9 protein-coding genes are annotated in these 12042 nt (G+C 70.3%); 2 read left to right on the top strand and 7 right to left on the bottom strand.

Going from position 1 to position 12042, the window contains the following annotated elements:
* Positions 1-68 precede the first annotated feature (68 nt).
* Positions 69-599 carry a TetR/AcrR family transcriptional regulator C-terminal domain-containing protein gene (locus tag AA23TX_RS35335; protein ID WP_196425669.1) on the top strand — a complete coding sequence of 177 codons (531 nt, stop codon included), beginning with the start codon at positions 69-71 and terminating at the stop codon, positions 597-599.
* Between the two features lie 7 nt (positions 600-606).
* Here the strand turns inward: AA23TX_RS35335 and AA23TX_RS35330 are convergent, their stop codons facing one another.
* Positions 607-1518 (bottom strand): NADP-dependent oxidoreductase, encoded by a 912-nt coding sequence (locus AA23TX_RS35330; RefSeq protein ID WP_155547023.1) that lies wholly within the window; start codon positions 1516-1518, stop codon positions 607-609.
* A gap of 77 nt (positions 1519-1595) precedes the next feature.
* Between AA23TX_RS35330 and AA23TX_RS35325 the strand changes: the two genes are divergently transcribed.
* Positions 1596-2165 carry a TetR/AcrR family transcriptional regulator gene (locus AA23TX_RS35325; RefSeq protein WP_155547022.1) on the top strand — a complete coding sequence of 190 codons (570 nt, stop codon included), beginning with the start codon at positions 1596-1598 and terminating at the stop codon, positions 2163-2165.
* Here AA23TX_RS35325 and AA23TX_RS35320 read toward each other — a convergent pair.
* The 6 genes from AA23TX_RS35320 to AA23TX_RS35295 all read right to left on the bottom strand — a co-directional run bounded on the left by AA23TX_RS35320 (position 2149) and on the right by AA23TX_RS35295 (position 12035).
* The gene (locus tag AA23TX_RS35320; RefSeq protein WP_155547021.1) at positions 2149-3972 is read right to left on the bottom strand and encodes an OmpL47-type beta-barrel domain-containing protein; all 1824 of its coding nucleotides are present in this window, start codon (positions 3970-3972) and stop codon (positions 2149-2151) included. The two genes, AA23TX_RS35325 and AA23TX_RS35320, sit on opposite strands and share 17 nt — an antisense overlap.
* 95 nt (positions 3973-4067) lie before the next feature.
* Positions 4068-8012, bottom strand: coding sequence for a ThuA domain-containing protein (locus tag AA23TX_RS35315; RefSeq protein WP_439328786.1), 3945 nt, complete (start codon positions 8010-8012; stop codon positions 4068-4070).
* Between the two features lie 11 nt (positions 8013-8023).
* Positions 8024-9004, bottom strand: coding sequence for a multicopper oxidase domain-containing protein (locus tag AA23TX_RS35310; protein WP_230862909.1), 981 nt, complete (start codon positions 9002-9004; stop codon positions 8024-8026).
* 17 nt (positions 9005-9021) lie between these two features.
* Positions 9022-9876, bottom strand: coding sequence for a TIM barrel protein (locus AA23TX_RS35305; RefSeq protein WP_155547019.1), 855 nt, complete (start codon positions 9874-9876; stop codon positions 9022-9024).
* Between the two features lie 9 nt (positions 9877-9885).
* A complete protein-coding gene (locus tag AA23TX_RS35300) occupies positions 9886-10890 on the bottom strand; it encodes a sugar phosphate isomerase/epimerase family protein (RefSeq protein WP_155547018.1) in 1005 nt (334 codons plus the stop codon).
* Positions 10887-12035, bottom strand: a complete 1149-nt coding sequence (locus tag AA23TX_RS35295) for a Gfo/Idh/MocA family protein (RefSeq protein ID WP_155547017.1) — start codon at positions 12033-12035, stop codon at positions 10887-10889. Before AA23TX_RS35295 ends, AA23TX_RS35300 begins: the two co-directional genes overlap by 4 nt.
* Positions 12036-12042 lie beyond the last annotated feature (7 nt).

Genomic DNA, 12042 nt, shown 5'->3' with positions numbered 1-12042 from the left:
ACGTTCACGTGTACATTGTTCACGTAGGCGGAGCAGGCTTGTCAAGCCCGGATCCGGGGGAGGACTTCGTGGGGCAGCGACGCACCGAGGTGCTGCGGGCGGCGATCGAGCTGCTCGACGAGGCCGGCTTGGACGCCCTCACGATGCGGCTCCTGGCGAGCCGGCTCGGGGTGCGGGCGAGTGCGCTGTACCGGCACTACCCGAGCAAGCAGGCGTTGCTGGACGCGATGGTGGCTTCCCTGGTGGGCCCCGCCTCGGTGCCGGAAGAAGGCACCTGGGAGGAGTCGTTGCGCGGCGCGGCATCCGGCATGCGCGAGGTGATGCTGGCCCACCGCGACGGCGCCCGGCTGATCTCGGGGTTCCACCACCCGGGCGACGAGGCCGTCGCGGTGTTCACCCGCCTGGTCGAAGCTTTGGCGGGTGCGGGCGTTCCGGCCGAGGGGGCGGCGGTCGCGGTGGACACCGTTTTGGCCTACGCCAACGGTTACACGATCGAAGAGCAGGCGCGCAAGACCGAGTGGCCGCGGGCCGAGCGGGACCGCGCTTTCGATGCCGGGCTCGAGCTGATCATCGGCGGCATCAGGACTTCCCTGCCCTAGTGAGCGGTCACAGCGTCAGCACGATCTTGCCGTGGACGTGCCGGCCCGCCTGCAGTTCCACCGCCTCGCGCACCTTCTCGATCGGGAAAGCGGCCGCGATCGGCACGACGATCTCCCCGGCGACGATCGCGTCCGTGAGACGGGCCATCGCCCCTGGGGCCGCGTCGACACCGCCCGTCGCGCGCACTCCTCCCGGCGGGTTCGGGCCCGCCGCGACCGTCGAGATCCGCTCGGGTGGCACCCCGAGCGCCAGCGCCGCCTCGGCCGTCTCGGTGCCGAACAGGTCGGTGGCCGCGGTCGGGGCCAGGTCCCGGACCCGGTCCGCGAGTCCGGGGCCGTAGGCGACGGGCGTGGCGCCGAGCCGCCGCAGGAACTCGAACGTGCCTTCCCCGGCCGTGCCGATCACCCGGGCCCCCGCGAGCTTCGCCAGCTGGACGGCGAACACGCCCACTCCGCCCGCCGCGCCGCCGATCAGCACCGTGTCGCCCGGCCGCAGGCCGATCGCCGCGAGCGCCGCCGCGGCCGTCAGGCCGGCCACCGGAAGCGTCGCCGCCACCTCGTCGGTGATGCCCGCCGGGGTCGGCCAGAGCGTCTCGGCCGGCGTGGCCACCACCGCGAAATCCGCCGCGGCGCGAGCCATCACGCCACCGAAGACGCGTTGCCCCACCGTGAAACCCGTGGCGCCGGCCCCGACCTCGTCGACGACGCCCGCCAGGTCGTAGCCGAAACCCGACGGCACCGTGACGCCGAACTGCGCGGCCAAGGCGGGGTGCGACGCGAGGCCCCAGTCCATCGGGTTGAGGCCGGCGGCCGCGACCCGGACGCGGATCTCGCCCGGGCCCGCGTGCGGCTCCGGCACCTCACGCAGCTCCAGGATCTCCGGACCGCCGAACTTCTCGTAGACGACAGCGCGGCTCATGAGCACCTCCGATGTGATGGGACTTGGTCCCATCACCGTACACGAAGTGACGGGACCAAGTCCCGTACACTGGGTCCATGGCCCGCTGGCAACCCCACGCATCGGAACGGCTCGTCGTTGCCGCGCTCGACCTGTTCGAGGAGAAGGGCTACGAAGACACCACCGTGATCGAGATCGCCGAACGCGCCGGGCTGACCAAGAGCACGTTCTTCCGGCACTTCCCGGACAAGCGCGAGGTGCTCTTCGGCGGCGACACGATGGCCGGGCTGCTCGCCGGCGGGATCGCCGACGCCCCGGCCGCGGCCACCCCGCTCGAAGCCGTGGCCCACGCTCTCGACACGGTCGGCCGCGAAGCCTTCACCACCGAACGTCGCGAGTTCGGCGCCCGGCGGCGGGCGGTCATCGCCACCACCCCGGAACTGCGGGAACGCGAAGCGCTGAAAGGCCTCGGGCTCACCGCGGCGATGACCGAAGCCCTCGAACGCCGCGGCGTGCCCGATCCGGCCTCCCGCGTGGCCGCGCAGCTCGGCGCGCTCGTCATGGCGCTCGCCTACGAACGGTGGTGCGAACCGGGCGGCGGCACCGAGTTCGGTGCCGCCGCCCGGCAGGCCCTGCGCGAAGTACAGGCAGCTACAGCAGCTTCCTGACGTCGTTGGGCCGGGCGCCGGCGGTGGGAGCGCCGCCGATGTCCGACTCGATCGCCGCCGTCACGATGCGGTTGCGGTCCCCGCTCGACAGCACGCCGTTGGCGACCAGCTCCTGGGTCACCGCCTTCACGTGTTTTACGAACCGGTCGTGCGAGGCGTACTCCGCGTTCTCGTCGATGACGTCGTTGATCGTGCAGCCGTTGCCGATGTCGATGTTCTCGACCTGGCTGTCGACCTCGCCGATCACCACGGTCTCGCGGGTGTCCGAGACCGGGCACGCGTCCGGCGGCGGCGGGGCCGCGACCACCGTGAACGTCCCCGGCGCCTCCGCCGAGACGTTGCCGGCGACGTCCGTGGCCCGTGCGCGCACCGTGTGCTCGCCCAGCGCGGACACCACCACCGGTGCGGCGTACCGCGTCCACGCCCCACTGTCCACTTTGTACTCGACCGAGGCCACACCCGACTCCGTGTCCACGGCGAGCAGCGTCACGGTGGCCCGGCCGACGAAGTCCCAGTTCCCGTCCTGGTCGCCCGTCACCCGCATCGAGACCACCGGCGCCGTCGTGTCGCCGCCGGCGACCACGGTGAAGGCCACGCTCGCCTCGGCGGAGGAGTTCCCCGCGACGTCACGAGCCCGGTAGCCGACGGTGTGCGCACCCGGCGCGGTCACCGCGACCGGCGCGCTGTAGGCGGTCCACGCGCCCCCGTCCACCCGGTACTCGACCGCGGCGACCCCGGACCCGGTGTCCGACGCCACGACCGTGACGGTCGCCTTGCCGACGTAGTTGCCGTCGGCGTCCTTCGTGCCGGCCACGGAAGCCGTGACGACCGGCGGCGTCGTGTCGCTCTTCACGACGGTGAAGTGGGACATGCCTTCCGGGGACGTGTTCCCGGAAGTGTCGGTCGCCCGGTAGTGGACCATGTGCTCGCCCGCGCCGGTCACCGCGACCGGGGCGGTGTAGGCGGTCCACGCCCCGCCGTCCAGCTGGTACTCGACGGAGGCCACCGCGGAGTCGGCGTCGGTCGCGGTCAGCTTGACCGTCGCGACGTCGACGTAGTTCCCCGAGGAGTCCTGCTGGCCGGTGATCGCCGCGGTCACCGTGGGCGGGGTCGTATCACCCTGCCCCGCGACGATCGTGAAGTGCTCCATGCCCTCTTCGGAGGTGTTCCCGGCGACATCGGTGGCGCGGTAGTGGAGCATGTGCATGCCCACGGCGGACACCACGACCGGGGCCGTGTAGGCGGTCCACGTGCCGCCGTCGAGCTGGTACTCGACCGAGGCCACGCCGGATCCCGCGTCGGTGGCGGAAAGCGTCACCGTGGCCGACTCGATGTAGTTGCCGGACTGGTCCTTGTTCCCCGTCACGGCGGCGGTCACCGCCGGCGCGGTGGTGTCGCCGGTGCCGTCGGAGACGACGAACTCCCCCACCATCGTCGTGTGGCCGGGGATCGTGCAGAAGTACCGGTACTTGCCCGGCGTGAGCGTCACGGTCGCCTCGTGCCGCCCGTTCTGCGGGTCGAACGGGTTGGCCAGGACGTTCAGGGAGACGTCGTGGTTGTAGCCCGGCGTCGAGGTGTCGAACGTCAGGGTGTGCGACATCCCCGTCGTGTTGCCGGTGGCTTCGCTGTTCTCGAAGACGATCGTGGTCTCGCCGGGCAGCGCGCCGGTGGGCGCGGACGCGTATTCGGTGGTGCTGTTGTTCGCGGTCCAGGTGAGCGTCTGGACCGGCGCCGCCACCGCGGGGGTGGCCAGGCCGAGCAAGACCAGGAAACCGGCCAGCAGCACTGCGATCGGTCGTGGGGACATCGCCGGAGGAACCTTCCTGAAGAGGGAGCAGGAGGGTCGTGAGTGAGAAACAGTGTTAGAACACTGTTTCTCACTCACGACCAGCCGCAGCAGCGCTACAGCTGCCGTACCCGGATGTTGCGGAACTCGATCAGGTCGTTGTCACTGTGGTTCTGCAGCCCGATGAACCCGCTGACGAACTGCCGCAGGTCGGTCGGCGGGTCCCCGGCGCGCGAGGACTGCTGACCCGGCGTGTTGTCGAACTCGTTGATCACCACGCCGTTGCGGATCATCGTGTAGTGCTGCCCGACGACCTTGATCTCGTACTCGTTCCACGTTCCCTTCGGCCGCGCTCCCGCCTGGTCGAGCGGGCGCGGGTCGAAGTTGTAGACCGACCCGGTCTTCTGCGGCTCACCGGAGTCGCCGTCGTAGATCTGGATCTCGTGGCCGCAGTAGATCGCGACCCACGCCTGCGAGTCCCGCGCCGACCCGACGGTGCCGCAGCTGCCCGGTGGTCGCTGGGCCAGCGGCGTCCGCGGATCCGGGAACCGGACGAAGACCCCGCTGTTGGCCCGGTTCGCGTCCGGGGCGATGTCCTTGAACTGCACCTTCACCGAGAAGTCGGTGAACTGCCGCTGGGCGTACCAGAGCATGCCCAGCCCGCCGGCCGACCGGATCGACCCGTCGGGTTGCAGGGTGAACTGCCCGGATGGCGCCTGTTCCCAGCCGCGCAACGACGCGGCTGTGCCGTCGAAGATGGCGTCGTAGCCGGTGGTGCCCGGCTTCCCGATCGGCGACGCCTCGGCCGCCGCGTTCAGCTCGGCCACCTCGGCGTCGTTCAGCACCCCGAGGTCCGACAGCGTCTCGGTGGCCTGCTCGACGTGGTTGACGAACGCCGCGTGCGTGCTCCACGTGCTTTCGTCATCGATGAAGTCGTCCACCGAGCAGCCGCCGCCCGCGTTGCGGTTCGGCACCTTCGTGATCGCGTCGCCCAGTGTCACCACCGGACCCGGATCGGCCACGAGACACCCGACGTTCACCGCGGTGCGCGTGGTCACCGCCTCGCCGTTCGCGTAGGTGACGGTCAGCTTGGCCGTGAAGATCCCGGTCCGCGGGTAGGTGTGGCGCGGGTCCGCCTGGGTGGACACCGAGCCGTCGCCGAACTCCCAGCGGTAGGACACGCCGCCGGACTTCGAGCCGGTGAACGCCGCCGTAAGCGCCTTGTTCTGCACCAGTACCGACGACGCGGCCGGTGCCGGCGTCGGCGCCCCGCCGGTGTAGCTGATCTTCAGCAGCTTCTGGTTGGCGTCCAGGGAGAAGAACCCGTTGCCGTAGTCCAGGACGTACAGCGCGCCGTCCGGCCCGAACTTGGCGTCCATCCAGCTCTGCACCTTGGTGTCACCCGAGCCGCCCGGGATGATCTGGCGGAACGTCTCGGCGAACACCGGCGGCTGGTGCGTCGGCACGCCCGCCGGGTCGACGGTCACCGCGACCCGGTTCTGGGAGTTGGACTCGTCGCCGATGAACCACTTGTTGTCCCAGTACGCCGGCCACGCGACGCCGCTGTTCGTGTTGACCAGCGAACGGTGGTAGGTCGGGCCCGACATGATCGCCTGGCCGCCGCCCCGCAGGTACGGCTGGGTGTAGGTGGCGTCCGCCGCGTTGTACGTCGGAATGGACGAGCCCGGCCGCTTCGGGAAGACCGGGCCGCCGCCGTCCGGCGAGTACCAGATCATGTTGTCCTTGATCGGCGGCAGGTTCACCAGGCCGGTGTTGCGCGGCGAGGTGTTCACCGGGTTGTCGCAGTCGTACCAGCCCGTCAGCTCCGCGGCGTTCGTGCTGCTGCGGTCGCGGTAGGGCTGCCGGTTGCCCATGCAGTACGGCCAGCCGTGGTTGCCCGCCTCGGTGATGATGGTCGCCGTCTCGTACTTCGCCGGGCCCAGCTCCGGGCTCGGCGAGGACGCGTCGGGGCCGACCCAGCCCGCGGTCATCCAGTCGTGCACCGGGTCGATCTGCAGGCGCGAGATGTTGCGGACGCCCATCACGTAGATCTCCGGGCGCGTCTTGTCCGCCGGCCCGTTCGGGAAGAGGTTGCCCGGCGGGATCGTGTAGGTCCCGTTCGCCTCCGGGTGGATGCGCAGGATCTTGCCGTCCAGGTCGTTCGTGTTGCCCGCCGTGCGGCGCGCGTCCTGGAACGAGATGCCCTTGTAGTCGAGCGTCCAGTTGTTGCCGGAGTAGCCGTTCGAGCCGCCCGAGGAGTTGTTGTCCCCGGACCCGATGTAGAGGTTGCCGTCCTTGTCGAACGCCATGCCGCCGCCGGCGTGGCAGCAGCTGTGGATCTGGACGTCCCAGGACAGCAGGTCCTTGCGCGTGGCCTGGTCGAGCGTCTGCGCGGTGGCGTTGTAGGTGAACCGCGAGACCGTGCGCTTGCCGATCCGCTTGTCGCGGTCGATCGACTCGTGCGGCATCCAGTAGGCGTACATGTAGCCGTTCTCGGCGAACTTCGGGTCGAGCGTCAGGCCGAGCAGGCCTTCTTCGTTCTTGACGAGCTCGTCCCCGCTGCCCCGGTTGCCCATCACCCGCAACGTCGTGAGCAGCTTGACCTTCTTGGTGACCGGGTCCCACTGGTGGACCGTGCCGCAGCCGAGGCCGACGTTCGGGTCGTCCCAGCTGACGATCGGCCCGGTCGGGCAGGCCGCCTTGCCGATGTAGAACACCTTGCCGTCCGGGGCGATCGTGAGCCCGTGCGGCTCGCCGATCTGGTCGAGCTGCCCGGCCGCGTTCTTGCCGGTCAGCCGCTCGACCTTGTAGTTCGCGGCGATCCCGGCCTGGCAGTCGCCGCGCACCATGCCGGTCGTCCAGCGCAGGGCGCCGAGCAGGTGGCTGCGGAAGCGGTCCTCGCCGTAGGACGCCTCGGTGCGGCCCATGCCGGTGTAGAAGGAGCGGCCGCCTTCGTAGTCGCGGCACCACGAGATCGGGTGGAACGCGCCGTTCGCGCCGACACCCGGGTTGTAGCCCTTCTCCTCGACCTGCGCGACCGTGTGGACGGTGCCGACCGGGTTGGTCTCCCAGTTGAGCCACCGGTCGGTGCGCGTCCAGTTCTGCGGCAGCCCGGCGGTGGCCGGGTGCTGCGCGTCGAGGACGTCGACGACGGCCTGCTGCGGCGCCGGTTCGGGCGGCGGCGGGGTCGTCGAGGTGTCCTTGAACAGCTTGAGGTCGGCGAGCTGGATGAGCGGCTCACCCGAGTTCGCGGTGATGTTCAGCCGGTAGTTCGGGTACACCGTCGTGTTGGCGAAGGTGAACGTCCGGGTCTGGAACCGGTCGGTGAACACCTCGTTGGTGCGCGTGTCCAGATCGGTCCAGGTGGTCCCATCGGCCGAACCCTGCAGGGTCCAGTTCTTCGGGTCCCGGCCGGGGAAGTCGTTCGCCGACACCAGCGAGTAGCTGCTGACCGCGACCGGGGTGGCCATCTTGTAGGCCGCCCAGCCAGTCGTGGCGAACGTCAGCCACTTGGTGTTCTCGTTGTTGTCGGCCAGCTTCTCCTTGGTCTCGTTCGGCGGGTTCTCCGCGCTCGCGGTCACCGACGCCACGGCTTCCGGCGTCGGGCGGGCGCCGACCGGGCGCGCGCCGATCAGGCCGGTGAACCACTGGGACGAGTCCTGCGCGCGGGCCGCGTCGGAGATGCCGAGGAACCCGCCGCCGGCCTTCATGTAGGCCTGCAGCGCGGCTTCCTGCTCACGCGAGAGCGTCACGCCCTGCGCGGACAGGAACACCACGCCGCGGTACTTGGCGAGGTTCGCCGCGCTGAACACCGCGGGATCGGACGACGCCGTCACCGTGATGCCGTTGTCCTGACCCAGCCGCGCGATGGCGTCCGCGGCACGCAGCACCGGGTCCTTCTGGTCCGCCGCGGCGCCGTGGAAGACCAGCACGTTCACCGCGACGTTCGCCGCCGGGGCCGCCTGGGCCACCGGCATCGTGATCAGCGGGGCCCCGGCCGCGAGGACCGCCCCGATGGCGAGCACGAGCGCCCCGCGCCTGCCGAACCATCGTCTTTTCATGGCTCCCCTCCTCATGCGTGTGTCCGGCCGTCGGGGTTCATGTCGTGCCCGGCGTGGCCGTGCTCCTTGAACCGGTCGATCGCTTCCTGCGCCCCGTCGGGCAGGCTGCCGTCGGCGTTGCGGACCAGGAACAGGCCCACCATCCCGCCGTCGGAGTGGCTCTGGACGTGGCAGTGGTACATCCACACCCCCGGCCCGACGCCCTCGCCGGCGATCACCTGGAAGCCGAACGAGCCGCCGGGGTCGAGGTTCTTGTTGTCGACGACCTGGGCGTTGTCGGCGGCGCCGCTCAACATCCCGGTGCGGGTGTCGGCCCAGCGGTGCGCGTGCAGGTGGAACGTGTGCGGCAGGCTGCCGTGGCCGATGCACACCCATTCGACGCGCTCGCCGAGCCGCGCTTCGAACATCGGGGTGTCCGGGGCCATCTTGTGGTTGATCATCATGTCGTTGAACACGACGGTGTACTGGCTGCTGGGCAGCAGGTCGCCGCGCTTGCGAACGATCAGCCCGCCGTAGAGCCCGCGGGCGAGGCCGCCGGTGCCGTGGTCGGTGCCCATCGCGTGGTCGTGGTAGTGCCAGTAGCCGGCGCTGCCCGGCATCCAGAACCCGCCACTGGCCTCGTACCGGGTCCGCGTCTTCCAGGTGTAGGTCCGGGTCTCGCCCGGCTTGTTGAACGACGCGTTGAGCGGGGCGCCGTCGGACCCGGTGTCGTAGTTGACGCCGTGCGGGTGGATCGACAGCCGCTGGTCGGTCCGGTTGACCAGTTCGATCTCGAGGGTATCGGCCTCGTAGATCTCCAGCAGCGGCCCGGGAATCGTGGCCTTGCCCGGCTCCAGGCCGTAGCCGTAGAGACCGCCGGGAAGCGCTTCCGCGTAGATCGTGATCTTGCGGGTCAGACCCGCCGCCGACGCCGAATCGGCGCCTACGCCGATCGCGGGCACCAGCACCCCGGCGGCGGTTCCGGCCAGCATCGACCGACGTGACACTCGCATGTGCTTTCCCCCGGGAGTCAGAACCGAACGGTGCGGAGGTACTCGAAGCCGACCTTGGCGGTGCTCAGCGGGTCGGCCGGCTGGTCGTGCTCGACGATGTACTCGCCGATGGTGTGGCAGGACGCGGCGAAGATGCGCGGGAAGTTGATGACCCCCGCGCCGGGGTCGACCATCTGCCCGTCCGCGGTCCGGTCCTTCACGTGGTACTGCGTGACGCGCGGGTAGTTGCGGCGGAACAGCTCGACCGGGTCCGCGCCGCCGTTCACCGCCCAGAAGAGGTCGATTTCCAGGTGGACGTCACGCTTGTTCGTCTTCGCGGTGAGGACGTCGTACGGGACCACGCCGTCGATCGGGTGGAATTCATGGTCGTGGTTGTGGTAGCCGAGCTTGAGCCCGGCCTTCTTGAAGGTGACGGCCGCGGTGTTCATCCGGCCCGCGAAGGTCTCCCACTCGGCGATGGTGCCGAAGTTCGCGTACGGCACCACGACGGAGCGGTTGCCGAGGATCTTCGCGTCCGCGATGACCTGGTTCAGGTCGCCGTCGATGCCGACGTGCGTCGAGGAGGCCTTGATGTGGCAACGGTCGAGGATGGCGCGGAACTCGGTGGCGCTGCGGCCGTAGGTCCCGGCCAGCTCGACCTTCCGGTAGCCGATGTCGGCCAGCGCGGACAGCGTGCCTTCGGGGTCGTTCTGCAGGAGCGACCGCAGCGAGTAGAGCTGGATGCTGATCTTGTCGAGCGGAACGCGCCGACGGGCCGGGGAGGCGTCCGCGGTGCCGGGTAGCGCGATGGCCGCCGCCCCCACCGTGAGGGCCGCCGTCGCCACGTTCAGGAACGTCCTTCGGGAGTGCTGCTCTGGCAAGTCACCGCACATGGAACTCCCTCATCTCTGGTTGCTGAAAGCCGCGTCGAAAGCCGCCGACGGCTGGTCGAACAGGTGCTCGCGCAGGTACTTCACCGCCTCCGCCGCGCCTCGGAGCCGGTCCATCCCGGCGTCTTCCCACTCCACCGAGATCGGGCCGGTGTAGCCGATCGAGTTCAGCGCCCGGAAGCAGTCCTCCCACGGGACGTCGCCGTGGCCGACGGACACGAAGTCCCAGCCCCGGCGCGGATCGGCCCACGCGAGGTGCGAGCCGAGCCGTCCGTTGCGGCCGTCGAGGCGCTTGCGGGTGTCCTTGCAGTCGACGTGGTAGATCCGGTCGGCGAAGTCGAGGATGAACCCGACCGGGTCGAGGTCCTGCCACACGAAGTGCGACGGGTCCCAGTTCAGCCCGAACGCCGGCCGGTGGCCGACGGCTTCGAGCGCCCGCTTCGTCGTCCAGTAGTCGTAGGCGATCTCCGACGGGTGCACCTCGTGCGCGAACCGGACGCCGACCTCGTCGAAGACGTCGAGGATCGGGTTCCACCGGCGGGCGAAGTCCGCGTAGCCGTCATCGATGTCATCGCGCGTGACCGGCGGAAACATCGCCACGTACTTCCAGATCTTCGACCCGGTGAACCCGATGACCGTGTCCACGCCGAGCTTCGCCGCGGCCCTCGCCGTGTCGGCCATTTCCGCGGCCGCCCGCTGCCGGACGCCCTCGGGTTCGCCGTCGCCCCAGATGCGGGACGGGAGGATCGCGCGGTGCCGGGCGTCGATCGGGTCGTCGCAGACGGCCTGGCCGACGAGGTGGTTCGAGATCGCCCACACCTTGAGCCCGTGCTCGGCCAGCAGCGCCAGCCTGCCGGGCACGTAGTCCTCTTCGGACAGTGCCCGGTCGACCTCGAAGTGATCGCCCGAGCAGGCGATTTCCAGGCCGTCGTAACCCCAGTCGGCGGCGAGCTTGCAGACCTCGGTGAACGGCAGGTCCGCCCACTGGCCGGTGAACAACGTGACCGGACGGCTCATCGGGTCTCCTCCACCGCGGTCCATTTCGCTTCCGCCGCCGCGCTCTGTTCGACGGCGTCGAGCACCCGCTGGACGCGCAGGCCGTCGTCGAAGCCCGGCGTGGGATCGGTGCCCGCGCCGATGGCCGCCAGGAGGTCGGCGACCTCGTGGGTGAACGTGTGCTCGTAGCCGAGGAGGTGGCCCGGCGGCCACCACACCCCGACGTACGGGTGCTCCGGCTCGGTGACGAGGATCCGCCGGAAGCCCGCTTCGGTGCCGGTGCCCTCGTACCACTGGAGCTCGTTCATCGACTCGAAGTCGAACGCGAGGCTCGCCTTCGACCCGTTGATCTCCAGCCGCATCGCGTTCTTGCGCCCGAGCGCGAACCGGGTCGCCTCGAAGCTCGCGACGGCTCCCCCGGACAGCCGGGCCAGGAACAACGCGGTGTCGTCGACCGTCACGTCGTCCGTGCCGCCGTTCTCCGACGGCCGCCGCTTCACGAAGGTGTTCGTCAGCGCCGAGACGCCCGTGATCACCTCGCCGGTGACGAACTGGGCGGCGTCGACGATGTGCGCGCCGAGGTCGCCCAGCGCACCCGATCCGGCGGATTCGCGCCGCAGCCGCCAGGTCATCGGCGCCTGGGGATCCGACAGCCAGTCCTGCAGGTAGACCGACCGCACGTGCCGGATCTCGCCGAGCGCCCCGCTCGCCACCAGGTTCCTGGCGTGCGCGAGCGCGGGCACCCGGCGGTAGTTGAAGGCGACCATGGCCCGGACCCCGCGGTCGCGGGCCTTCCGCGCCGCCTCGGCCATCGCCTCGGCTTCCGCGACCGAGTTGGCCAGTGGCTTCTCGCACAGCACGTGCTTCCCGGCCTCCAGCGCGGCGATCGCGATTTCGGCGTGGCTGTCCCCCGGCGTGCAGACGTCGACCAGGTCGACGTCGTCCCGGGCGATCAGCTTCCGCCAGTCGGTCTCGACGGCGTCCCAGCCGAACTTCTCCGCCGCTGCCTTGGCCCGGGTCTCGTCGCGCCCGGCGAGGACGGCGAGTCTCGGCACCAGCGGTGGATCGAAGAACCGGTGGACGCTGCGCCAGGCGTGCGAATGCACCGCACCCATGAACGCGTGGCCCACCATCCCGATCCCGATCGTTTCCCGTGCCGGGCTCATACCCCTC

The sequence above is a fragment of the Amycolatopsis camponoti genome, assembly GCF_902497555.1.
Classification (GTDB): Bacteria; Actinomycetota; Actinomycetes; order Mycobacteriales; family Pseudonocardiaceae; genus Amycolatopsis; species Amycolatopsis camponoti.
The sequence above is the reverse complement of the archived record's forward strand: the minus strand, read 5'-3'. Positions and strand labels throughout refer to the sequence as shown.

Excerpts from the sequence above, each read along its gene's own strand:
- AA23TX_RS35310 (WP_230862909.1), bottom strand. The coding sequence starts at position 9,004 with ATGCGAGTGTCACGTCGGTCGATGCTGGCCGGAACCGCCGCCGGGGTG.
- AA23TX_RS35305 (WP_155547019.1), bottom strand. The coding sequence starts at position 9,876 with ATGTGCGGTGACTTGCCAGAGCAGCACTCCCGAAGGACGTTCCTGAAC.
- AA23TX_RS35330 (WP_155547023.1), bottom strand. The coding sequence starts at position 1,518 with ATGAGCCGCGCTGTCGTCTACGAGAAGTTCGGCGGTCCGGAGATCCTG.
- AA23TX_RS35315 (WP_439328786.1), bottom strand. The coding sequence starts at position 8,012 with ATGAAAAGACGATGGTTCGGCAGGCGCGGGGCGCTCGTGCTCGCCATC.
- AA23TX_RS35325 (WP_155547022.1), top strand. The coding sequence starts at position 1,596 with ATGGCCCGCTGGCAACCCCACGCATCGGAACGGCTCGTCGTTGCCGCG.
- AA23TX_RS35320 (WP_155547021.1), bottom strand. The coding sequence starts at position 3,972 with ATGTCCCCACGACCGATCGCAGTGCTGCTGGCCGGTTTCCTGGTCTTG.
- AA23TX_RS35300 (WP_155547018.1), bottom strand. The coding sequence starts at position 10,890 with ATGAGCCGTCCGGTCACGTTGTTCACCGGCCAGTGGGCGGACCTGCCG.
- AA23TX_RS35295 (WP_155547017.1), bottom strand. The coding sequence starts at position 12,035 with ATGAGCCCGGCACGGGAAACGATCGGGATCGGGATGGTGGGCCACGCG.